Raw genomic sequence first — 23305 nt, 5'->3', positions numbered from 1 at the left:
GCAATTGTGATCCGGGCGATATATTGGGTAAGATGCGGTTGATCGTACATTTCAAATAAAGGGGCTGAACGAATGATCACGATGAAAAAGTGGCCTGCGCTTGCGGTGGCATTGGCCGTCATAGCTGCCGGCTGTTCCGCGAAACCCACGGATACGGGTCCGAAAGAAGCGGCGCCTGCCGCAAAGCAGGAAAGTCCGATCGAGATTTCATGGGCCGGTCTGTATCCGCCGAACGACAACAACACGAAAGTACAGCAATATTTAGAGAAAAAGTTTAACGTGAAGTTCAAGAACATGAAGTTCGACCGGTCCAACTGGGCGAGCCAGTTCAACGTCAAGATCGCCGCGGGGGAAATTCCCGACGTGTTCCTTTATGAAGGCGGCCTGAACGTACAAACGCTGCAAAAGCTCGGCGTATTGGCTGAGGTCAAGGTCGACGAAATCAAAAAGTATATGCCGAAATATACGCAAGCGGCCCTGGAGCTGGAGCCGAATGTTTGGTCGATCAGTACGATTGATGGAAAGAATTACGGCGTTCCGCATTTGTATTTGTTGGGAGCCACCCCTTTCCTGCCGGCATACAACGGCAAATGGTTGAAGGCAGTCGGCTACAATGAGCCGCCGAAGACGATTCAGGAGTTCGAGGATGTCATGTATAAGTTCCGCAACAACGATCCGGACGGCAACGGGAAGAAAGATACGTACGGCCTGAGCGCGCGGGGCAAGGACCAGAACGGCAACTATTGGTTCAATTCGGTATTCGGCGCGTTCGGAGTCAATCCGTTCCAATGGACGCCGGATAAGGACGGCAACCTGCGCTTTGGCATGGTTACGGAAGAGTCGCGTCAGGCGTTCAAGCTGTTGAGCAAATGGTACAAGGACGGCGTCATCGATCCGGAATTCGTTACGGAGGACGATGCCAAGCGCAAGCAAAACTGGGCCAACGGGCGTTACGGCTATATTGACGGAGGGCTGTGGAGCCATTACTTGCCGGGAACCGGGGCGCTGACTATCGATTTCAAAGCCAAAAATCCGGACACCGACATCGTTGTCGGTCCGATCTTGTCGGGACCGAACGGACCGGGCGTCGGACTTGCCCAAGGCATCAAGCAGCAGCCGTTCTCCATGGGCGTTCAGGTCGAGAAGGATGAGAAGAAACGCATCAAAATCTTGCAGATTTTGGAAGCGCTCGCTACGGACGAAGAGGTTTATTTGTATACCTCCTACGGCGAGAAGGGCGTAGATTGGGAGAGCAAGAACGGAGTGCCGACCATGATCAATCCGGATATGAACGATGATGCCAAGCGCGGAAGCATATTGGGGGCGGGAACGTTCTATTCGTTCTTCCGCGGCAAGTCTCCGCTGATGGATAAATATTCGTACAGCCAGGAGCAGCTCGCTCTGCGCGAGAAATGGACGAAGGGACAGAAGGTTACGATCAATCAGTACCCGCCGGAAACGAAGCCGAAGGCCGAGCATCCGAACCTCAGCAAGATGCAGAATGAATTTTTCCTGAAGTTTATTCTCGGCCAGGTTGATCTGGATAAAGGCTTCGACGACTTCGTAGCGCAGTGGAAAAAAGAAGGCGGCGACGATGTGACCGAAGCGGCCAATATCGCTTACAAGGCGATGAAAAAGTAACAATCGGCAGCACAGCGGCCGGGGCGACGTGACGACAGCGTCGTCCCGGGACCGCGCACTCCATTATAAAGCAGAGGATGTGACCGCTTTGGTTTCAGCAGGCGCAGCACGCCCGGACACTCGCGTCCCAAAGGGCGACGCATCCCGAAACTGGCGTACGGTTTGGAGGCAATACAAGAAATGCTCTTATTTGTTCATGATGCTGATTCCGGTCATCGTGTGGTATCTGGTGTTTTGCTACGCTCCGATGTACGGCATCGTCATTGCGTTTAAAGACTTTAAGCCGATTCTCGGCATTTTCGGCAGTCCTTGGGTCGGGCTGAAAAATTTCGAGCTGTTGTGGGACCCGTACAGCGGGTTTATCCCGGCGGTGCGGAACACGCTCGTCATCAGTTTCTATCATATCATCTTCGGTTTTCCGGCCCCAATCATACTGGCACTTTTGTTTAATGAGCTGCGGTTTCATCTCTTTAAACGCATTACGCAGTCGATTTCCTATTTGCCGCACTTTTTCTCTTGGGTCGTCATGGCCGGTTTGCTTAACGTCATTTTGTCTCCTTCGACCGGAGCCGTCAATACGATCATTCAATGGCTGGGCTTCGACTCGATTTACTTTCTCGGCGACAAGGATTGGTTTCGCTTTACGCTGATTACATCGGCTATCTGGAAGGAAATAGGATGGGGCACGATCATTTATTTGGCGGCACTCGCTTCGGTGGACCCGCACTTGTACGAAGCGGCAGTCATGGATGGGGCCGGTCGCTGGAAGCAGATCTGGTACATTACGCTGCCGTCCCTGCTGCCCGTCATCTCGCTGCTGTTTATTTTGCGGATCGGTCATTTGCTGGACGGGGGCTTCGATCAGATTTTCAATCTGTACAATCCGGCAGTATCCGAAGTGTCGGACATAATCGATACGTTCGTATACCGGGCAGGTTTGACTTCCATGCAGTACAGCTTCGCGACGACAGTGGGACTGTTCAAAAATGTCATCGCATTTATGTTGATTCTTCTGACGAATCAGATCATCAAGAAGGCCGGGCAGGAAGCCTTAATATAGCGGTTCTTCGTTAGGGGGTTTAACGATGTCAAGCAAAATGGCTTTAAGCGAGAAGCTGTTCCAAACGGCGCTCGTTGCGTTCATCTCCCTGATGTGCGCGGCAATGCTGTATCCGTTTATTCATGTGTTGTCGGTTTCTTTCAGTTCGTACGAGGAATCGCTTCGTCCCGGCATCCATTTGTATCCGCGCGGATTTTCGCTGGATGCGTACAAGCGGACCTTTGCGTCGGGCGATATTTTTATCGCATTCGGCAATTCGATATTCCGCACGGTCGTCGGTACCGTCTTATCGGTATTCGCCATGGCTCTCGGAGCGTATCCTTTGTCCAAAAAATATTTGCCGCACCGTACGTTTTACACGATGTTTTTCGTCTTTACGATGTTTTTCAGCGGCGGAATTATTCCATCGTACCTGCTGATCAAATCGCTCGGCTTGATGGATTCGCGCTGGGTGCTCATTCTTCCGACCTTGTTTAGCACGTTTACGATGTTCATCATGCGCAATTTCTTCATGAGCATACCGACGGAGCTGGAAGAATCTGCGCGGATCGACGGAGCGAACGACGTGCGTATCCTGTTGACGATCATTATGCCGCTATCGAAGCCGATTCTGGCGACCGTGGCTCTGTGGACCGCGGTATCGCACTGGAATGCGTGGTTCGATGCCATGCTCTATATAAGCGATCACTACAAGATGGTGCTGCAGCTTTATTTGCGCAAGTTGATTATCGAGAACCAGGATCAGGTGATGCAAGACATTATGCTGCATTCGACCGGAGAGGCTCCGCTGACTCCGGAAACGGTTAAAGCGGCGGTGCTGATGATCGCGACAGTCCCGATCGTCATTGTTTATCCGTTCCTGCAAAAGTATTTCGCCAAAGGCATTATGGTCGGTTCCTTGAAGGGGTAACCGGGAAGGAGGTCCGGTATGAGCGTATCGCTGTACCGTTCCTTGTTTATGTCGCAGTTTGGAGGAACTGCTCAGCTTCTGAACGATAAGGAGTGATCGTACACATTATGAAAATTATAGACGTGAAAGCTTACGGCATCGAAACCCCCGTTACGACGCAATTTAATTGGCGCAAAGGGTTGCCCGGCTCCGGAACGGTCCGCGAGCAGGGCATCGTGCGCATTTTGACCGACGAGGGCATCGAAGGCGTTGCGGTTACGCAGCGGGCCGGAATGACCGTCGAATACGTGCGGCGGAGATTGAAGGATATGCTGATCGGCAAAGACCCGCTGCTGAAAGAGAAGCTGTGGCACGAAATTTGGGAAATGGACCGGCTGGAGGAATTCCAGATTATGTACATGGGGCTGATCGACATGGCGCTATGGGATATAACGGCCAAAAAAGCGGGCATGCCCTTGTACCAACTGATCGGCGGCAACAGCGATCGCGTACAGGCGTATGCCTCCACCGTCACTTATGATACGACCGAGCAATTTCTCGAAGCGGCCGATGCCTGCATCGAGCGCGGCTACAAGGCGATCAAGCTGCACGCTTGGGGCGACGCCCGTCAAGACGCGAAGCTATGCCAGGATTTACGCAAGCATGTCGGCGACGGGATCGAGCTGATGTATGACGGCTCGGCCGGATTCAACCTGCAGGAAGCGATCTACCTTGGCCGCGCCCTCGAGGAAGCGGATTACCGGTGGTACGAGGAACCGATGCGGGAGTCCAGCATCTGGACGTACAAGCGGCTGTGCGAAGAGCTGACGATTCCCGTGCTGGCGGCGGAAACGTCAGACGGCTGCCATTACAATGCCGCGGATTTTATCGTGCAAGGCGCCTGCGATATGATTCGTACCGGTACGCTGCTGAAGGGCGGCATCACCGGTTCGCTGCGCATCGCCCATCTGGCGGACAGCTTCGGCATGAAAGCGGAAATTCACGGCGGCGATCAGGCGAACGTCCAGCTAGCCTGCGGCATTCCGAACAATTCGTTTTTCGAAGTGCTGGTTTGGGGATCGGGGGACTCCATCGGTTTCGGCTATCCGAATGTGGACCGGGACGGTTATATTAGCGCTCCGCAGGGCCCCGGGATCGGCTATCGCTTCGATTGGGAGGAAGTGGAGAGGACGGCCCGCTACAAATGTTAACCGCCTAGTACAAAGTCAGACCTTTCACGGTATACTTGGAATGGGCCGAATCCCTTGCACCCCAAGGAATACAGCCTTCCGGAGTAGGCAGGATTAGCTCTGGTTTTGTACGAACTGGCAGAATACAATGCTTTTTCCGGGGATGGTGACTATGGAATATTCCGTATTGGGCAAAACGAACTTTTGGGTTTCGAAGCTGGGGCTCGGGGGAGCTCCTCTTGGCGGCGATTTCGGAGGGACGACGGATGAAGAGGCGTTTCGCGTCCTTGATGCGGCGCTTGATCTGGGCATTAATTTTATCGACACGGCGCCGTTGTACGGGGCGGGCGAAAGCGAACGAAGAATCGGCCAAGGGCTGAAGGGGAAACGGGACCGCGTTATTTTGGCGACCAAGGCGGTCGTTCGCGGAGTGCCGTATACGTACGACAATACGATAAAATCGGTCAAGGAAAGCCTCAAGCGGCTGCAAACCGACTACATCGATCTGATTCAGCTGCACGAGCTGGAATCCGTCGACTACGAAGCCGCCATGGAAGGGACGGTCGCCGCTTTCCTGGATTTGAAGCGGGAAGGGATCGTTCGCGCGATCGGGGTGAATGCGGGCAAAATCGAGCTGCTGCTGCCGTTCGTGCGCGACGGTATCGTCGATACGATCCAGACGTTCGGCCGCTATACGCCGATGGACTATACGGCCAAGGCCGAGCTGTTGCCGCTGGCCCGGGCGAAAAATATCGGCGTCATCCATGGAAGCCCGCTCGGCATGGGCCTGTTGACGGATCGCCCCGCTCCTTTTCTCGCGAAATACCCGGATATCCTGGAGGAAGCGGCGAACCGGAAGCAACAGCTGGAGTTTCTGCACCGCGGCGAGCCGAACGGCCTTGTGGAGCCGGCCATGCGGTTTAGTTTGACGTGCCCGGATATAGCGGTAACGCTGACCGGCACGACGTCGGTCCAATCGTTGACGCGAAACGCGTCGTATTGCGACGGAATAGGATTAACGCCCGAGGATGAAGCGAGGGTGCTGTCGCTATTTCCGGGAAAAAAATTGCTGTAAACCAGCGGAGGTTCGAAATGGTTGAAACCCAAGGAAACGTATACTACGTCGCCGTGAATGGCGACGACCGTAACGACGGCCGGTCCGAGCAAAGTCCGTTCCGCACGATCGGCAGGGCGGCGGAGACGCTGAAGGCCGGAGATGTGTGCTATATCCGCGAAGGCGTCTACCGGGAAACCGTCGTACCTGGGAACAGCGGCCGGGACGGAGCGCCAATTCGCTTCGAGGCTTACCGGCAGGAGCGAGTGGTCGTCAGCGGCTGCGACGAAATCAAGGAATGGGCGCATCATGAGGGCAACGTCTACAAAGCAAGTCTCGCTTGGGAGTTGGTTGACGGCGGCGACAATCTGGTATTTTTCGACGGGGAGCTCGGCATGGAGGCGCAATGGCCGAACATGAGCGACCGGCTGGACAAAACCCAGTACGCCACCGTGGATTCGGCTACGAACGATTATACGGGCAACACGCTGTTTGATGCGGACCTGCAAGCGTTCCCGGACGGGTATTGGGACGGGGCGATGGTCGCTTGCGTGAACGGCGTCAGCTATTTTATGTCAACGGCCAAGGTGAACCGGTTTCAGGACGGCACGCTGCATCACGACCAATGGATCAATTCGGCCGAACACTACCATACCGAGCCGGGCAATCTGTATTTTATAACGAGAACGCTGCGAGCGCTGGACAGCGAGAAGGAATGGTATTACGACCCTCGCGAGCGGCTGCTGTACGTCATCGTCCCCGGAGGAGGCCATCCGGCCGGCCGTACGGTCGAGGCGAAGCGACGCGACTATGCGTTCGATTTGAGCGGCAAGCAGCATATTCATATCGCCGGAATCCATTGCCGGGGCGCTTCGATTACAACGAAGGCGGCCAGTCATTGCCAAATCAGAGGGGGCAGCATCTACGGCATGGACCGCTCCTTCGGTTGGCGTCAGACGATTTACGGCCGGACGAACGGGGTGGAGCTGGGCGGATCGGATAATGTGCTCCGGGATTGCGAAATCTCTCATTTTGAAGGGATCGGGGTGCAGCTTTCCGGCGAACGGAACACCGTGGTCAACTGCTTCATCCATGACGGAAATTTCGAAGCCTCGTATGCCAGTATGATCTGGCTCACCGGCTTTGGGCACCGCGTCAGCCGCTGCACGATCTCCAGATCGGGACGGACCGCGATATCCGGCGTATTCGCGCGCTCGGTCATCGAGTATTGCGATATTTCCTTCGCCAACGCGCTGACCAAAGATTCGGGCATGATCTACTTGTTTAATCACGATTTCGATAGCACGCATATTCACCACAATTGGCTGCACGACAATTTGTCCGATCATCTGAGCTTCGGCTTCTATATGGACGCCTGGACGAGCGGCGTCAGCTTTTACCGCAACGTGGTGTGGAACATCCCCGATCGGGGCATGGTGCTGAATCGCCCGCTGCAGCGGACGCTCATTTACAATAATACGTTTTACCGTCGGGGGATCGCGGATTCTACCATTTTTTATTTCGATGATATGTACGGAACCCACATGGCCAACAATTTGTTTGCCGCCGGGGAAATCCGCAAATGGGGCAACCATAGCGTCGTGTCCCATAACCGTTTCGACGAGGACCCTCGCTTCGAGAATGCGGAGCAGGGGGATTTCCGGCTTCGGCCGGAATCGCCGGCGATCGGCAAGGGTATCCCGATTGAAGGTATAACGGACGGCTTCCTCGGAGAAGCGCCGGATGTGGGCGCCTACGAGCAGGGGGGCGAGTCGTGGGTTCCCGGCCACGATTTTGACCGCTCTCAGGAAGCGGGAGAAGGCTTCGCCGTATTGGACCATGAAACGCGTATTCGCAACGGCGGCTTCGAGACGGGCGATCTGGCCCATTGGAGCGTCGCGTCCGGTTCTCCCGCGACGGTATTCGAATGCGGTTGGGATTACAGTCGCAACGGTTCCTATCCAGCGGTCGTCCGCAGCAATAAATATGCCGCGGTTCTGCAGCCGGGGGATCGGATCGAGCAGAGGGCAGAGGGCTTGAAGCCGAATACGTCCTACATTGCGTACGCGGCCATCCGGTCCAGCGGGGAGTACCGGCTCGCGGTCGAGCATTCGGACAGCCGTTCGACCGGTTCGTGGGAGCAAGGCCCCGACGGAGGCCGGGCGATTTATCGGGACGTTCCCTATATCGGACCGGCGAAGAAGGGGGAATGGCTGAAATTCGCCGGAGTGGACTTTGGTTTGAAGGGCAAATACGACAATGTTTCGATCGGGTTGAACAAAGTGGTCGGTCCGGTCTCCATTGAATGCAGACTCGATCATCCCGACGGGCCGTTGATCGGCGCGATTACCCAGCAGACGAATTACGACTCGACTTGGCGCCACTTCACCGCCCCGATCGGTTTCGTTGAAGGGATGCACGATGTATATTTGAAATTCGTCGGAGAAGGCCGCTGTCTGATCCATAATGTACTGTTTCATCATGCGACCCGAGCCGGTTCGGCACGGATGTCCGTGAGCGGACACGGCGAGGCGGAAGCTAAGCTGCTCGTCAGCCGCTGGAACTGGGAAAGCACGATGTCCGAGCTGCACTTTACGACCGGCCCCGAAGCGACAAGCGCAACGGTGGCGATCGAGAACGGCACGGCTGCGGAACTGCAAGGATATTCGATCTATGTGGACGATTGCGGCCTGTGGGCCAAACCGGAGCAGGGCGGAGGGGAGTGGAAAGGATGAAACCGAATGCAGGCAAGCTGGCCAATTGGCTGCTGACATGGGTTCAAGAGCACGGGACGATTCACGGGTTTCACAATCACTCCGTGTGGGGTTCGAATCCTTACAGATGGAGCGATTTCACGTGCGACCACAGCACTTGGGCCAGCCCGCTGCTGCCCGCGCTGGCGCTCATGCTGAATAAGAAGCGCGATCCCGCGCTGGAAAGCAAGCTGCTCACCCTCATCCGGTTTCAAACCGGGTCGTTTCAGCCGGACGGGCAATACGCGCATATCGGCTTCCAGATGGGCGAAAGCTTGGCGCACGGCCTGATTCACAATATGATGCCGAACGCCGCGCTCGGCTTGACTGCCTTGTATGCGAAGGATTGGCTCCCCGCAGACGATTTGCAGCGCATTCGCGCCAGCATGGAGGCCACCATGGACGCGTGCGACCGTATTTACCCTTTCGGGGTTATGTATACGAACGGGAGAGCGATCAGCAATCAGGAATATGCCCGCCTATGGGGGAAGCTGCTGTACGAGAAAGTGTTCGGCGAACGGCGGTGGGGCGATGAGCTGCGGCGGCAGGTGGATGAGATGATCGGGCAATTTCACGTCGGCGGGCTTCCCGATCCGGACTGCATCGCGTCCTACCGGTATGCCGGGGATACGACGAGCACCGAGCCGGCGGAATATTACGGCCTGCTGATTGCGCCGCTCGTACTGGCGTCCGAGTTGTACGGAGAGCCCGCTTACCTGGAGCAGGCCGGCGGGCTGTGCCGCCATCTGGCCCGCTCGGCCTGGCATGACGGCAGGGGGCAGACCCGGCTGCATCGCGTGTTTTACCATTCGGGCAGCCGTTGGGTCCGGATCAACGAGCCGATGCTGATTGCCGGAATGGGGATATCTCTGTTCGGCATTCACGAGTATCTGGAGCGGCAGGAGGACACGGAGCTTGCCGCCTTTCTGGCGAAATGCGATCGTACTTACGCGGCGTACCAGAATCCGCGGGGATATTTCGCCTCCGCCACAGGCTGGTGCAACGAGGCGGACATCGCGCCGAGCAGCGCCTGGCACGCTCACGATCTGCTGTACCTGATCGCGCGCCACGGCGCGGACGACGAGGTGTGGAGCGGGCTGAATGAAACCCATGAACAAATTTCCGTCCTGCTCGGGGACCGCTGCATCTGGATGGAACGGGGACCGCATTGGACGATTACGGATTATCAGAGCATTGACGTGTACCAGCTTCTCGGACGCAAGGATGAAACGCGGTTCGGCCGCGATATGAACTGGGTCGGCGGGGAGCGCGCGCTGCCGGAGCGGTTCACTTTTGCGGACCGCCCCGTGTTCGTCAAGACGGACGAGGGCATTTTCCTGCGCAAGGGCGGCATCGCCGAGACAGACATTCAGTTGTCGTCGGTGGCGTCGGTTCCCTACCTGGGCGTATGGTCCTAGAAACCAGCCGGCGAAAGGGGCGTGTCCGATGCTCGACATTCGCGAATTTACCGACGAACTGCTGACGCACCCCATGGTCGGCTCCGGACCGATTCCGAGCGCGCAAGATCCGGACGGGGTGTACCCTTACGAAAGCTACGCGGAGACGAGCCGCAGGCCCGTCATCCGAACGTATCGGTTCGTGGTCATGGAGAACGACCATATCAAGGCAACGATATGCCCCGATCTGGGCGGGAAAGTGTACTCCCTGATTCATAAAGGCTCGGGGAAGGAAACGCTCTTTGCCGTTCCCGCGGTCCGTCCGGTGCGCATCCTGCCGAGGCAATTTTTTATCGGCGGGGGCATCGAAGTCAGCTTTCCGATCTCCCATTCGCCGGTACAGATCGTACCGGTATACTATCAGACGAATAAGACCGGTGAGCGATTGTTCGTCTGGTGCGGCGAGCGGGAAGTCCGGTTCGGGATGCAGTGGACGGTCGAATATTCGCTGGGCCAAGACGATTCGTTCCTGACACAGCGAACGTGCTTCCACAATCCGACTTCGGAGCCGCATCCCTGGATGGCTTGGTCCAATGCGGGGGTGCCCGCGCGCCCCGACACGGAGTTCTGCTTCCCGAACGGGCCGGTGCTATCGCACGGAGAGGCGATGCGCACGATCGACTGGGCGGAGGAAGGCCCCAAAAAGCAAGGAGAGCTTGGACGCATGACCGGCTTTTTCTGGCGCGAGCCGGACTGCCAGGCGTTCGGGGTATACACGCCGAGCCTCGGAAGCGGTTTGTTCCATGCAGCCGACCGGCGGCTGACGCCCGGCATCAAATTATGGTCGGACGGTGTAGGCCGCGACGAGGAATGGGTCAGCCAATACGCTTTGGACAAGGAACAATGTTTGGAAATTCAAGCCGGTCCAATTGTGGATCAATCGATCAAGAATGAGCTCGTTCCGGGAACATCGCATGTTTATGTGGAGTTCTGGTTTCCTACCGACAAGCGTCTGGATATCCGCACGTTGGAGGTGCCGGAGGTGGAGCTGCCGCCTTTGGCAAGCGTGCCTTTGTTCGGCTTTGCCCGCAGACGGGAAACGGAACTGTGGGAGCAGGTTGTGGAAGCTTGGCAGCGGCGGCAGCCGGAGCTTCTTCCGCAGCCGCCGGCTCCGGAAGACAATCGCTGGGCGATCTCCGGCTGCGAGGAGCTGGAGGGCGCGCTCAGCTGGGCGGCCGAAGCCAGGCCGGAGCAGGCTTCTTCCTGGAGCATGCAACTGGGTGCCTGGTATGCCGGCAAGGACCGGATCGACGAAGCGCTGACGGAGCTGGAGCGCTCTGGTGAGGACCGGGCGCTGGCTTTGGCAGGGAGGCTTTACCGCCGCAACAAAGGGGATTGCTTCCGAGCCGCTGCATGCTATCGCCGAATACGGTCGCAGGCCGTCGCCTTGCATCCGCAGGTGACGTGCGAAAGGGACGCCGCGCTCGCCGGCATCGGGCCCGAGACGATAACGGAGAGGCAGACGTGGCTTGCCAAGACGAGCGCCCTTCAGGACGAATGGCTAATCGAACGGCGCGCGACTCTGCTCGCCGATCAAGGGCAATTCGCCGAGGCCGAGCGGCTGCTGCGGCAAACCGTGTTCCAACTGGTGCATCAGCGCTATGCCCGGACGAGGCTTTGGCGCCGTATTATGGCAGGGCTTGGAAAGCCGGAAGAGGAGGCTCCGTCTTCTCTGGGTGAAGACGATCTGTTCGAATTCGGCGCCTATCGCGAATATGTAGAGGACTGAAGCGGCAAGCACGCGGACGGATATACGTTTAAAATGCGCCAACGCAGGCAACTCTAGTAACATCCCGAATCTACCATTGCGACTGCAAGGGAGGATGTTGCTAGAATGCAAAGCTGGATCAAAGTTTGTATATGCCTGTGTATGGCTGTCCTTTTAGGCGCCGCCACGGGAGAACCGAAGGCGCTGGCGTACAACAGCCAGGACGAGGAATGGGCGATGGCCGACAATTGGATGTATGTGGACGGGAGCTGGACATACGCCGGGCCGGACGAACCGGGGGCGGCGGGCCGGAGCGGTTCGTCCGCCATACAGCCGGAGGCTTCCCCCGAAGGACGGCCGTCGCAGGGCGGGGCGGACGCAGATGCAGCCGCAGCAGATATTCATCTTCTACAATATCAAGTTCAATCCGGAGATACGCTTACGAAAATATCGCGGGCGTTCGGCCTGACCGTTCAGGATTTGCTGGCGGCCAATGCGCTGGAAAGCCCGAACCGGCTGCGCGTCGGCCAGCGGCTCGATATTCCGCAGCTGGATGCAAGCTGGAGCGCCGAGGGCGGAGAAGGCGAGCGCCGGGTTGTCCAGCGCGTGCTCAGCTCGACGCTGACCGCGTACACGGCCGGGAAAGAATCGACCGGCAAGACGCCGTCCCACCCGGCGTATGGCATTACGCGCAGCGGCAGCAAGGCGGAAGAGGGACGCACCGTGGCCGTCGATCCCTCCATTATTCCGCTCGGCTCGACCGTCCTGATCGAAGGAATCGGCCTGCGCACGGCGGAAGACACCGGCTCGGCCATCAAGGGGGCGCGTATCGACATTTATATGAACGATCTGAACGAAGCCGTCGAATTCGGCGTGAAAAAAAATGTAAAGGTGTTCGTGCTCAAGGAACGCAGTGTATAGGCGGAGCACAATCATTCCAACGGACCCGGGTCGCTTGCGATCCGGGTTTATTCCATTGTCCGGCTCATCCCGTATATTCGCGAAAAAATTCATTATAGTATACATGCTTGACGCCGGGTATGCGGAAGCCCATGGCAAAGCCGGATTCGATTAATGCGACTGAATGTAAACGGGGTGAACGAACGCGGCTGCGGACGAGCCGTTCGACGAGCGGGCGGTTGCCCCGGCGAATCGCATGGACGAGCGCGGAGGCGAAAGGGGGACTGTCGCGGATCGTCCGGTACAACGGCAAAATGGCGCAGGCGATCGTCCGGTGAGCCTTCGTGCTGAATTGGAACTGGGCTTCTCCCGGCTGAATCGAGGTACCGTTCGTATACAAGTACAGCGGGGCGGCAAACGGAACGTCGAGGAAATAGCCGATGCCGTTCGTGGACAAATTCGGACTGCGCAGCTTCACCGTCTGCCGGAACAGCCGCAGCAGCTTGTCGAGATCGACGTTGCGAACGGCGGATGACCATTGTCTCGCGTAATGATTGTCGCGGGCGATTTTGCGATAAAACGGAATCATGATGGCAGCTGTTCTCGCCATGTTTCTTCCGGAAGGATAAACAGATTTCCGACGAGATTGTTTCGTGTTGACGCTCATCCTGACTCGCTCCCTTGCGTTGTTCCTTCAGCATATGCCAGGGAGCGTGGAGGGCTACCGCTTGGGGGCAAAAATCGCTCCTATATAAGTTGAACGAATGTTTGGGAGCCCACTTCATTCCGAAAAGGAATGCCTTGCTGCTCACATATCTCGCTGCAAGGCAGATCCCTTTCTTCATTTCACTTGGCCATTCCGACTAGGTGGAACAGGTCTCCGGCTTCGCGCGCGAACCGATCATGTCACGGTTTCGATCTCCACCTGACCGAGATTGCGGTCCTTCAACACGATGCGGCCTTCGATCGGCGCGCCGGAGCGGTCGATCAGCTTCAGCTTGCTGGTGCGGCCTTTTTCAATCAGGCTTTTGATCATGGACGGCGTAAGCGTCTTGCCGAGGCTTTCCTTCCAGATGACGAATTTGCAGCCGAGCTTGTAGTTGCTGCAGCCGTAGCCTTTGTTGCCCATGAAAATATGGCCGCCGCACCCCTCGCCCGGGCAAGAGGCAATCAGCTCGCGCTCGCCCGCGCTGACGGGGGCCGTCGTCCGGACCGGGCCCCCGTCGCTGCCCCCGGCCGACCGGGCGGAAGCAGCCCGCTCATTGCTTGCGGCGGCGCTTCCGGAACGCGCGCTGCGGGAAGCGCCCTCGCCGCTTCGTAAAGCTTTGCCCGCAGAGGCTTTTGCCCCGCCGCGCCGGGAATTGCCCTTCGCTCCGGCGTCGTCGCCGGCGGATTTGCCCGATGGAGTTTGCTGCGCCTCAAAGGCGGTTTTCGCCGCACGGGGCTGGACGCGCACCTTATCGATAATCGAGCGCGTGAATTTCTTGACGTTCTCGATAAACGTTTCGTTGGAGGCTTGGCCGCGGGATATTTCGTGCAGCCGTCTTTCCCATTGCCCGGTCATCTCGGGCGAGGTGAGCAGCTCGACGCCGGCGCCCCGAATCAGCTCGACGGCAGTACGGCCTTTAAGCGTAACGGCAATGCGCTTGCCCTGCATCGTGACATAGCCCACGTTCTTTAGCCGTTCGATAATCGCTGCCCGCGTGGCCGGCGTTCCGAGCCCGGATTCCTTCATCGCATCGCGCAGCTCCTCGTCCTCAAGCTGCTTGCCCGCGCTCTCCATCGCCTTCAGCAGCGTCCCTTCCGTATACGGCTTCGGCGGCTGCGTCTCCTTCTCCTTGGCGGACGAATCGCTGCAATGGACCGGCTCGTCCGGAGCCAGCGCGAAGGGAGTCTCAATGAGCTCTTCCTCCGGCTCCGCCGGCCCGTCGCCGTCGCCGTCCTTGCCGTCTTTGCCTGCTTCGGCAGGCTTGCCCGATTTTCCGGACTTCTTGCCGTTGTCCTTGCTTCCTGTCTTGTCGTCCTCGTTGAGGATTTTCCAGCCTAGGCTGAGCAGCTGCTTGATCGTCGTCTTGAACGTCTCCTGCTCCGCTTCGGTCAGGATGGTGTGCACCTTGTATTCGGCGGGAGGATAGAAGTGGGACAGAAAGCGGCGAATGATGAGATCGTACAGCTTCTGTTCTTCCGGCGTCAGTGAGCTTGCCCGTTTGCCCGTCGGCAGGATGGCGTGGTGGTCCTCGACCTTGGCCGGGTTGCACACCGCCTTGTTGTTTTTGTGTACGCGCTTTTTGTCCGCGCCGGCGGCCAACTGTTCGTAGGGCGTTCCTTTCAGGGCGTCAAGGGCGCGGTACATTTCGGGAATGTTCTGCTCGTTGACGTAGTTCGAATTCGTCCGCGGGTACGAAATGACCTTGTGCTTCTCGTACAACGACTGGGCGATATCGAGCGTCTTCTTGGCGGAAAAGCTGAACCGGGCGTTGGCGTCCCGCTGCAGCAAGGTCAGATCGTACAGCCGGAACGGATATTCCTTCGTATCCTTGACCTCGTAGCTCAGTATACGGCCGGGCTTGTCCTTTACCTTGGCGGCCAGCGCCTGCGCTTTAACGGCATCGGTCAGCCGGTCGCCCTGCCACAGCCCGCGATAACGGGTGTCTCGCTGATCGAAATACGCTTCCACCTCGTAGAACTTTGCCGACGAGAACGCCTCGATCTGCTTCTGCCGATCGTACAGCAGCGCCAACACCGGCGTCTGCACGCGGCCGACGGACAGCAGCTCGTTGTGCTTCGTCGTGAAGGCGCGCGATCCGTTCATCCCGATCAGCCAATCGGCTTCGCTTCTCGCCCGGGCGGCCCGCGTCAGCGGCTCGTAGACGCTGCCGTCCTTCAACTCCGCGAAGCCGCGGCGAATCGTCTCCGGCGTCAGGTCGGATATCCACAGCCGCCTGACCGGCTGGCGCAGCTTCAGGTGCTGCTGAATGTAGGCGAAAATAAGCTGTCCTTCGCGTCCGGCGTCGCAAGCGTTGACGATATCGCCGCAATCTTTGGCGAGCGTGGCGATTACCTTCAATTGATCCTTCGTGCGCGGGTTCGGCAGCAGCTTGAACGTGTCGGGAATAATCGGCAAATCGTTAAAATTCCACTTTTTGTATTTATCGTCGTACAAATCCGGCTCCGCCAGCCCGATTAAATGTCCGATTGCCCACGTGATGACAAAGCGTTCCCCTTCAAGGTGAGTGCGCTTGTTGGCCGCTTTCGGTTCGATGGCAGCGGCGATATTGCGGCCCATATCCGGCTTTTCGGCGATAATCAATGTTTTCAAAAGCGTTTCCCCCGGTAATCAAATCCGGCGCATGCGTCGGCATCCGCCGGTTCACTGGTCAACCTCCATAGTACCATAAACCGACAACATAAAGCAGGGGCATCGGACGGGGCTATTGCATCACGCGGGAAGTGATGCTACCTTGAAAACAGGGAACCTGTTTTGCCAGCCCGAACGAATCCGCACGGTACGTAAAAGAGGGGAGTGGCTTCATGCTCGCAGGATGGAAACACCGGCTTCGCACATTTCCGCGATATATGCTGCTATTGGTAGCGTTTACTACGCTGATCGGGGCCATTCCCGTTCTCGCTCTCGGTCTGTTTTCTTATTATACCGCCGCGAGCGACGTCGAACATAAAATGCGGGAAAGCAGCATGCAGGTGCTGCTGCAAACGCAAATGCGCGTAGAGCAGGTTATGAAGACGCTGGAATTAACGGCGATGCAATACGCCAACTCCCCGCAGGTCACCTCGGCGTTGAACGGGCCGATCGACGTGACGGATTTTGTACGGATTCGCAATCTGTACACGGGACTTTATAATTTGCAAACGCTTTCCGGCATTAAGGAAGGCTACTTGATCAGCAATGAGCACAACTGGGCGATCAGCTTCGCTTCGGTCACCCCGTTAAGCGAATTTCCGCTGCGTCGCCAGCTGGAGCTGTATGCGAAGCATCCGAACAATTTGTTCTGGGATATCGCGCCGCTGCCCGAGGAAGACGACGGGGGCGAAGCTCCCGCCCGTCCGCAAACGATCCGAATGGTATACAAGCTGCCGATTCTCCCTTTCACTCAGCAGCCGAAAGGCTTTCTTGTCATTGAAATGATGAAGAGCCAGTTCCGTACGCTGCTGGAGGCGGATAGCGGCAAGTCGGGGGACATGTTCGTGCTGAACCGGGAGGGCGAAGACTTTCTGAACGCGTCCGAAAGCCGGGGAAGCTCAAGCCTGTCGATCAACGCGCGGATTGCCGAAGCCATTCAAGCTTCGGGCGAAACCTCCGGCTACTTTCACGACAAGGTCAATGACCGCCGGATGGTATTCACGTACCGTGGCTCCGGATATAACGGCTGGATATACGTGTCGGCGGTCCCGCTGCAGACGGTGACCGAGCAAACCGGCAAGATCGCGGTGGCCACCGCCGTCGTGTGCACCGTCATCTTCGCGGTCATCGGGATGCTGGGGCTTATCATCAGTCGACATATGTATTCGCCGATTAAGCGCTTATCGGAAATGACCAAAGCGATTTCAATCGGGGAGACCGGCGGTCGCGACGAGTTTTCCTCCCTCGAGGAACGGTTCCGGATGCTGTTCAGCACCGGCCAGGAGCTGAAGCAGCAAATGCAGGGCCAGTTTACGCAGTTGAACGAATTTTTGATGCTGAAGCTGTTTGCAGGACAGCTGTCCGAGAGCGACTTCGCTTACCGCAGCCAGCTGTATGGCTTTCCGTCCGGATGGAGGAGGCTGGCGGTGCTGACGCTGCAGATCGATACGCTGCACGAAACCCGATATCGCGAGCATGACAAGGAGTTGCTGCTGTTTGCGGTCCACAATATCGTGTCGGAGCTGATTCCGCAAGACAGCCGCTTCTCTCCGGTGCTGCTCGATCAGTCACAGGTGACGCTTATTGCGAGCGAGCTGGAGGACGAGGCCGAGCTGAAGACGCAATTGTACCGCACGGCGGAGCAGATGCAGGCGAAGGTGCACGAGTATTTGCAGGTGCGCGTCAGTATCGGGATCAGCAAGCCGTTTTCGAAGCCGACGGAGGCGATTCGCGGGTATAACGAAGGGCTTGATGCGCTGAAAAGCCGGATTCATCTTGGCACCGGCATCATCCTGCATTACGGGGACGTGGAGACGGAGCGAGGCGGGTTCGCTTCGGCCGCGTTCGCGCAACTGAAAAGCGCCGAGGACCAGCTCGTGAAGGCGCTGAGGTCGGATGATCCGGGGAAAGCGCTCGAGATGTTCGACCGGTATATGATGATGATTGCCGAAGGCGGCGCAGGTGCAAACGAATACCCGGTTCTGATGATGCAGCTCATTTCCCGGCTGTATCAGATCGTTCAGGAAAAAGGCGGGCTGGTGCATCAGGTGCTAGGCGATCCGGGTTCGTACAAACAGCTGATGAAGCGAAATACGCCGGAGGATATCGCCGAAGCGTTCAAGCGGGATTTGCTAACGCCGATTATCGGCTTCCTGAACCGTCAGGCCGAGTCCCAATACGGCAGCATCGTGGAGCGTATGGTCAAGCAAATCGAGGAGCGCTACGACCGGGACATTTCGCTCGAAGGCTGCGCCGAGGCGCTGAACTTTCATCCGGTGTACCTCAGCCGCGTATTCAAGAAGGAGATGGGCGTTACGTTCAGCGACTATTTGGCCGAATACCGGATGAATATCGCGAAGGAATGGCTGGAGACGACGACGATGCGGCTGTCGGAGGTCGCGGAGAAGCTGAATTATTCGAATACGACGGCGTTCATCCGCATTTTCCGCAAAGTCGTCGGGATGACTCCGGGGCAGTATCGGGAAAGGTATCATAACAACTAGCGCGGCTTAGCTTGTCCGGCTGCCGGACGTACTATTCGTCCTCCTGAAGCCGGCCAGACCATCGTTTCCGATAAGCCGAAGGAGAGATGCCTTTCATATCGCCGAATACGCGCGAAAAGCTGGCGAACGAGCGAAAACCGGCTTCCAGCGCAATATCCGTAATCGTCATGTCGCTCGAGCGAAGCAGGCTGCAAGCTTGACGGATTCTAAGCTCGTGGACAAAATCGACGAAGCTCGTTCCGAGATGGTGCTTAAGCTGCTTGCTCAAATTCGGCACGCTAAAATGAAACAGCCGGGCAAGATCGGCCAGCGTAAGCGGCTCCTGATAATGCTGATGAATGTAGTGGACGATTTCCCAGATGGCGGACGTCTCCGGTTTCCGGCCGGCTTCGGCCGGAGCGGAACGTTTCTCCAGACGAAGCCGGTCGAACCGTGCCAGCGCCTCGAATAGCATGGATGTCAGGATGAGCTTCTTCCAGGGCTCGTCCTTGTTGTATTCGCGCTGCATCCGGTCGAACAGGGCGAACAGGTCCCGGTGCTGCTCCGCCTCGGATCGGACAAACGGAGCCGCCTCCGTATCGCCTGTATGCAGCAGGCAATGTCCGAGTTCGCGTTCTGGCGCGTTGAGCAGTATCCCCATATCGAAATTGCACACGTGCAGCAGCAGATTCGAGCCTGCGTCGGCGCGAATGTCGTGAATTTGGTACGGCAGAAGGAAGGTGATCGTTCCCGGTCCCAGGCGATGCTTCACGCCGTTTACCGTTTCAGTGCCGGTTCCTTCGACGACGAGACTGAGCTCCAGAAAGTCGTGCCGGTGTGGCGGGATGTTGTTGTTTACTTTTTTAATAATGTAAAATGGAAACCGGTCCTTGTTCGGATAATCGGTTAGCACCGGCGGAATGATGGGCGGCATGACCAGACCTCCTGACTTTATCGGCCTTTGCCGTAGGCCCACGGGCGCGAGAAAAACAATAACGAAAAAAATGAGAGGAATCGTAAAATTATTGGACGCCAAAATCGAAGCGCACGGGTATGATAGAGGCAAGGTAAGCGCTTTAATCAACATTAGTTGATCAAACAAACGGATTGTGGCGGAAGGAAGGAGCGATTACCTGCAGAGAGCAAATATTCATTGTGAATTTTATCACATGCGACGTTTCTTGTAAATGAAAATCACTCCGAGTCCGTACCTACGAAAGCAGGCGTTCCAATTGATCGCATCGGCTTTGCGTCCTGCCGAGGAGAAACGAATCAGAACTGTAGCAGCCAAGAAGAAGCATCAGGGACGATGCAGCGACTGCCGTAAAAAAGCGACTGCCGCTTCATCGAAAGGTTTCGCCAATTCCCTATATATCGGAGGAAACGAGCGATGAATCATCTACCCGATCCTAAAAAGCTTGGCGACTCGACCCGCGAAGGGGGTGCGGAGGATCTAATAAGCCGAAGCGACGGTTACGAACCAGGTTTACACCCAGCATGGTAAGCAATGTAGCGGTCTCGCTTGTCAATCTGGCCAGACATTCTTCGCTAACGCGGCCCGACTATGGCATTACGTTCGTCGGCAACTCCAACATCCGGCTGCTCTTATCCAACCTGGACATGTTCGGTGCGGGGAAAGGGTTAACGAGCCCGGCAGGGTACAACATCGTAGACGGGAAAATTTTATCCGGCTCCTCCAGTTTCAATAAGTCGGTTCCGTATCCGAAAAAAAATATGCTTAAAAACGGGAGCCATTTCGTAAAAGGGATCGGTTCGGACGACATCCCGCTGTATTGGCACAAAACTGGGGGAACGATGACGGTTTATTACTTGACGAACGGCAATATGAAACTGGCAACGGTGGACGCTTATCCCAGAAACGAAGGCATTGTCCAAAGCTGCACGTTGACCGAAGCCGGGAGTTATCGGGTTGTCGTAAAGGCTGCGAATCCGAATCCGCGTTCAGGATTGCTTGTGAGAAAGTGGAACGCCGGGAAAACGAATGCCGTGGAAAATACGCCTCTCTTCGATCAGGACGGCTTCTGCAAGCTCGATCTGACCGGCGTCTTGGCGAATGAAAGTGTCGATGTGCTGATTCATCCGGGAACGACGGCAGGAGATGCGATCGAGATCGAGTACGCTTTGCTGGTGAAGGGGACTGCATGGTACGACTACAGACCTGTCCCGTCAGGACTGCCGGCACAGCAGGAATTTACGCTGCAAGGCGTCGCCGCTCCCACGTTCTCTCCCCATTACGTCGGCGAACAGTATATCGACACCGCGAATAGAATCGTGTACACGGCGACAGGTACGTCTACCGGCTCGGATTGGGTGCAAAGCCGGGGAAGCCTGGGGCTGCATGCCGCGCTGTCACCCGCGGACGGACTGGCTCATACGTACGGAGCTGCGCTAACGGTTGCGCCGGCGGCAGGCTTTTCCGGCATCGAACTTGCGAAAGTAAAAATCGGCTGGGACGGAACGTTCGGTCCGGGTCAAACCGATACGATAAAATTTCGCTGCGAGTATAGCGATTCCACGAACGTTTTCATGGAAAAATCGGCGGCGGCTGCGGGGGAAGAATGGTTAACGGATGACGAAATCGCGGGCTTCATTAAAGACGGCGCGGTTCTCGTTTCCGTAAAGGTGTATGCCAAATCGTCCCTGCCGGGCGGCGTAACCAAGACGGTACGGCTTGTAGGGTGTTCCAGATAAATCATTCGAAACAAGGGGGTTCGACTATGAAAAAACATACAGTATTGTCTATCGCATTTTTGCTGGCGGCCGCTTCTTTGACGGGCTGCGGCAGCAAGTCGGGGAGCAGCGGGGAACCGCAAGCCGCCAAAGCAAACGATAAACCGATTGAAATCGTGTTTTCCGGCATTCCGCTCACAGAAGCCGAATTTGAAACGCAGTTCGGCAAGCCGATTCACGACAAGTTCCCGCATATTACGGCGAAATTTATCCCGCCGGGCAAAGGCACGGAACTAAAAGATCTGGTCAGCGCCGGAACGCAGCTCGACGTTTACATGACCGCGACGGTTAACCTGCCGATGTTCCTAGACATGAAGCTGGATCAAAACTTGAACGAGCTAATCAAGAAATACAATTACGATCTAAGCAAGCTGGAGCCGAGAGCGATCCAGTCGATGAAGGATATGACTTCCGATCAGCGGGTATTTGCGATTCCTTATCAGAATGCGTCGCTGGGTTACGTTCTTTACTATAACAAGGATTTGTTCGACAAATTCGGTGTCTCCTATCCGAAGGACGGCATGACCTGGGACGACGCATACGAACTGGCCAAACGGTTGACACGGATCGAGGGCGGTATCCAGTACCGGGGATTCAGCGCCAACTGGTCGAATATTTTCGTCATCAACAACCAACTGAGCTTGCCGGTATTGGACGCCAGCGATAAAGCGGTCATTCAAACGGATGCTTGGAAAATGGTGTTTAACAATATTAAGCGTTTCTATGAAATTCCGGGCAACGGAGTGACGGTAGACAATCTTCCGGACAAGGTGCAGGAAGGCGATTTCCTGACCGGAACCGTAGCGATGACGGTTGGAGGGGGAGCGGCCGCGGCCGCGGATAAAGCGATCAGCTTCGATTATGTGGCGCTTCCTACTTACAAAGAGGCGCCACAAACAGGAACCAAGTCGGCCGCAAGATATTTGCTGCCAACCAATACGAGTAAGTATAAAGATGATGTGTTCCAAGTCGTCGCGTTCCTGACATCCGATGAATATCAGCTAAATGCGTCCAAGGATGGGCGGTCAACGGCACTGCAAAGCAAAGAAATTCAACAAACGTACATGCAAAACAACCCGAAATTAAAAGACAAAAACAACTACGCTTACTTCTATAATAAGCCATCGGCCGCTGCGAAGATGAATCCGGAACTGATCAGCCTGAACCCGTATTTGTTCCCGGCAGGGGAGCTGGCGAAGGTCTTACTCGGCGAGAGCGATGTTGCGACCGCACTTCGCACGGCTGAGGAAAAATTGAATCAGGCCGTAGTGGCCAGGAAGAAGCAATAAATGAACGAGCAGCGATTAAGCCATAGCGAATTGTTGAAGCTGAAAAGATGGAATACGCCGACCGTCTATAACGGCTGGGAAGCCATTACGAAGCATGACATTACGAAAGGGTTCAACTTGGAAGAGACGCGGGATTATATGCCGCAAATGGGACCGATGGCCGGTTATGCGGTAACGGTGCAAATCGAACCGGGAAACCCGGCCCATGCGAAAAATAACCCGACGGCATGGAGCGAATACAGACATTATGTGGCCGGCGTGCCCGGCCCCAAAATCGTCGTCGTTCAAGATTTGGACTCTCCCCGTGTGGTCGGCGCGTTTTGGGGAGAAGTGAACAGCAATATTCACCGCGCCCTGGGCTGCGTCGGAACGATCACCGACGGGGCGGTCCGCGACCTCGACGAAATGACGAACGCCGGCTTTAAGGCGCTTGCCCGCCGATTGTGCGTCGGCCATGCGTTCAGCACGCCGGTCCGCTGGGGCTGCGACGTCGAAGTATTCGGCTGTACGGTCCGGCCGGGTCAGCTCATTCATGCGGATAAGCACGGTTTCATAGCTATTCCGCAGGAAGACGAGCGCCGCTTGCTGAACGCCGCCCGCTTCATGGACGACAACGAATGCGATACGCTGATTCCCGCGGCGAGAAGTTCGTCCGGCGTGTCCGTTCGGGAACTTCTTGAGGCGATCGATGCCGCTGGAAGCCGATTCGGCATCCGGGCCAAACAAGCTTACGGCAATAGCGGAGAATGGTACAACGATTCTAACTAAAGAG

16 protein-coding genes are annotated in these 23305 nt (G+C 56.7%); 13 read left to right on the top strand and 3 right to left on the bottom strand.

The annotated features are described in order from the left end of the window. Positions 1 to 72: 72 nt before the first annotated feature. The 9 genes from ABD796_RS07725 to ABD796_RS07685 all read left to right on the top strand — a co-directional run bounded on the left by ABD796_RS07725 (position 73) and on the right by ABD796_RS07685 (position 12673). Positions 73 to 1641, top strand: coding sequence for a type 2 periplasmic-binding domain-containing protein (locus ABD796_RS07725; RefSeq protein ID WP_344905434.1), 1569 nt, complete (start codon positions 73 to 75; stop codon positions 1639 to 1641). 196 nt (positions 1642 to 1837) lie between these two features. Then, positions 1838 to 2701, top strand: a complete 864-nt coding sequence (locus ABD796_RS07720; RefSeq protein ID WP_344906286.1) for an ABC transporter permease — start codon at positions 1838 to 1840, stop codon at positions 2699 to 2701. Between the two features lie 25 nt (positions 2702 to 2726). Beyond that, positions 2727 to 3611 (top strand): carbohydrate ABC transporter permease, encoded by an 885-nt coding sequence (locus ABD796_RS07715; RefSeq protein WP_344905431.1) that lies wholly within the window; start codon positions 2727 to 2729, stop codon positions 3609 to 3611. Positions 3612 to 3718: 107 nt separating this feature from the next. After that, positions 3719 to 4801, top strand: coding sequence for an enolase C-terminal domain-like protein (locus ABD796_RS07710; RefSeq protein ID WP_344905428.1), 1083 nt, complete (start codon positions 3719 to 3721; stop codon positions 4799 to 4801). A 151-nt stretch (positions 4802 to 4952) separates the two neighbouring features. Further along, on the top strand, positions 4953 to 5855 hold the full coding sequence (locus ABD796_RS07705; protein ID WP_344905425.1) for an aldo/keto reductase: 903 nt from the start codon (positions 4953 to 4955) through the stop codon (positions 5853 to 5855). 17 nt (positions 5856 to 5872) lie between these two features. Next, on the top strand, positions 5873 to 8569 hold the full coding sequence (locus ABD796_RS07700; RefSeq protein WP_344905422.1) for a right-handed parallel beta-helix repeat-containing protein: 2697 nt from the start codon (positions 5873 to 5875) through the stop codon (positions 8567 to 8569). Further along, complete coding sequence (locus ABD796_RS07695) at positions 8566 to 10005, top strand: hypothetical protein (RefSeq protein WP_344905419.1); 1440 nt, start codon at positions 8566 to 8568, stop codon at positions 10003 to 10005. Before ABD796_RS07700 ends, ABD796_RS07695 begins: the two co-directional genes overlap by 4 nt. Positions 10006 to 10033: 28 nt before the next feature. Next, positions 10034 to 11773: a DUF5107 domain-containing protein gene (locus ABD796_RS07690; protein ID WP_344905416.1), complete on the top strand. Its 1740-nt coding sequence runs from the start codon at positions 10034 to 10036 to the stop codon at positions 11771 to 11773. 105 nt (positions 11774 to 11878) lie between these two features. Further along, a complete protein-coding gene (locus ABD796_RS07685) occupies positions 11879 to 12673 on the top strand; it encodes a 3D domain-containing protein (RefSeq protein WP_344905413.1) in 795 nt (264 codons plus the stop codon). A 64-nt stretch (positions 12674 to 12737) separates the two neighbouring features. On the opposite strand, the gene ABD796_RS07680 is transcribed toward ABD796_RS07685, so the two are convergent. Together ABD796_RS07680 and ABD796_RS07675 are read right to left on the bottom strand one after the other, a co-directional pair. Further along, a complete protein-coding gene (locus ABD796_RS07680) occupies positions 12738 to 13262 on the bottom strand; it encodes a hypothetical protein (RefSeq protein WP_344905410.1) in 525 nt (174 codons plus the stop codon). Between the two features lie 291 nt (positions 13263 to 13553). Further along, positions 13554 to 15971, bottom strand: coding sequence for a type IA DNA topoisomerase (locus tag ABD796_RS07675; protein ID WP_344905407.1), 2418 nt, complete (start codon positions 15969 to 15971; stop codon positions 13554 to 13556). 212 nt (positions 15972 to 16183) lie between these two features. On the opposite strand from ABD796_RS07675, the gene ABD796_RS07670 reads away from it, so the two are divergent. Next, on the top strand, positions 16184 to 18514 hold the full coding sequence (locus ABD796_RS07670) for a helix-turn-helix domain-containing protein (RefSeq protein WP_344905404.1): 2331 nt from the start codon (positions 16184 to 16186) through the stop codon (positions 18512 to 18514). 31 nt (positions 18515 to 18545) lie between these two features. Here the strand turns inward: ABD796_RS07670 and ABD796_RS07665 are convergent, their stop codons facing one another. Next, entirely contained in the window at positions 18546 to 19427 is an 882-nt protein-coding gene (locus tag ABD796_RS07665; RefSeq protein ID WP_344905401.1) for a helix-turn-helix domain-containing protein, read from the bottom strand. Positions 19428 to 19990: 563 nt separating this feature from the next. Here ABD796_RS07665 and ABD796_RS07660 point away from each other — a divergent pair. From ABD796_RS07660 to ABD796_RS07650, 3 genes are read left to right on the top strand one after another with little or no spacing between them, the layout of a single operon-like run. Beyond that, complete coding sequence (locus tag ABD796_RS07660; RefSeq protein ID WP_344905398.1) at positions 19991 to 21205, top strand: hypothetical protein; 1215 nt, start codon at positions 19991 to 19993, stop codon at positions 21203 to 21205. A gap of 26 nt (positions 21206 to 21231) precedes the next feature. Then, positions 21232 to 22533 (top strand): ABC transporter substrate-binding protein, encoded by a 1302-nt coding sequence (locus ABD796_RS07655; protein ID WP_344905395.1) that lies wholly within the window; start codon positions 21232 to 21234, stop codon positions 22531 to 22533. Beyond that, positions 22534 to 23301, top strand: coding sequence for an RraA family protein (locus tag ABD796_RS07650; protein WP_344905392.1), 768 nt, complete (start codon positions 22534 to 22536; stop codon positions 23299 to 23301). It abuts the gene before it with no gap. Positions 23302 to 23305: the final 4 nt, after the last annotated feature.

It is taken from the genome of Paenibacillus hodogayensis (assembly GCF_039536325.1).
In the GTDB taxonomy this organism is placed as follows: domain Bacteria; phylum Bacillota; class Bacilli; order Paenibacillales; family NBRC-103111; genus Paenibacillus_AB; species Paenibacillus_AB hodogayensis.
Note: the sequence above shows the minus strand (reverse complement) of the source record. Positions and strands in the feature narration are given on the sequence as shown.

Excerpts from the sequence above, each read along its gene's own strand:
- ABD796_RS07710 (WP_344905428.1), top strand. The coding sequence starts at position 3,719 with ATGAAAATTATAGACGTGAAAGCTTACGGCATCGAAACCCCCGTTACG.
- ABD796_RS07715 (WP_344905431.1), top strand. The coding sequence starts at position 2,727 with ATGTCAAGCAAAATGGCTTTAAGCGAGAAGCTGTTCCAAACGGCGCTC.
- ABD796_RS07650 (WP_344905392.1), top strand. The coding sequence starts at position 22,534 with ATGAACGAGCAGCGATTAAGCCATAGCGAATTGTTGAAGCTGAAAAGA.
- ABD796_RS07680 (WP_344905410.1), bottom strand. The coding sequence starts at position 13,262 with ATGGCGAGAACAGCTGCCATCATGATTCCGTTTTATCGCAAAATCGCC.
- ABD796_RS07705 (WP_344905425.1), top strand. The coding sequence starts at position 4,953 with ATGGAATATTCCGTATTGGGCAAAACGAACTTTTGGGTTTCGAAGCTG.
- ABD796_RS07660 (WP_344905398.1), top strand. The coding sequence starts at position 19,991 with ATGGTAAGCAATGTAGCGGTCTCGCTTGTCAATCTGGCCAGACATTCT.
- ABD796_RS07655 (WP_344905395.1), top strand. The coding sequence starts at position 21,232 with ATGAAAAAACATACAGTATTGTCTATCGCATTTTTGCTGGCGGCCGCT.
- ABD796_RS07690 (WP_344905416.1), top strand. The coding sequence starts at position 10,034 with ATGCTCGACATTCGCGAATTTACCGACGAACTGCTGACGCACCCCATG.
- ABD796_RS07665 (WP_344905401.1), bottom strand. The coding sequence starts at position 19,427 with ATGCCGCCCATCATTCCGCCGGTGCTAACCGATTATCCGAACAAGGAC.
- ABD796_RS07700 (WP_344905422.1), top strand. The coding sequence starts at position 5,873 with ATGGTTGAAACCCAAGGAAACGTATACTACGTCGCCGTGAATGGCGAC.
- ABD796_RS07695 (WP_344905419.1), top strand. The coding sequence starts at position 8,566 with ATGAAACCGAATGCAGGCAAGCTGGCCAATTGGCTGCTGACATGGGTT.
- ABD796_RS07685 (WP_344905413.1), top strand. The coding sequence starts at position 11,879 with ATGCAAAGCTGGATCAAAGTTTGTATATGCCTGTGTATGGCTGTCCTT.
- ABD796_RS07720 (WP_344906286.1), top strand. The coding sequence starts at position 1,838 with ATGATGCTGATTCCGGTCATCGTGTGGTATCTGGTGTTTTGCTACGCT.
- ABD796_RS07725 (WP_344905434.1), top strand. The coding sequence starts at position 73 with ATGATCACGATGAAAAAGTGGCCTGCGCTTGCGGTGGCATTGGCCGTC.
- ABD796_RS07670 (WP_344905404.1), top strand. The coding sequence starts at position 16,184 with ATGCTCGCAGGATGGAAACACCGGCTTCGCACATTTCCGCGATATATG.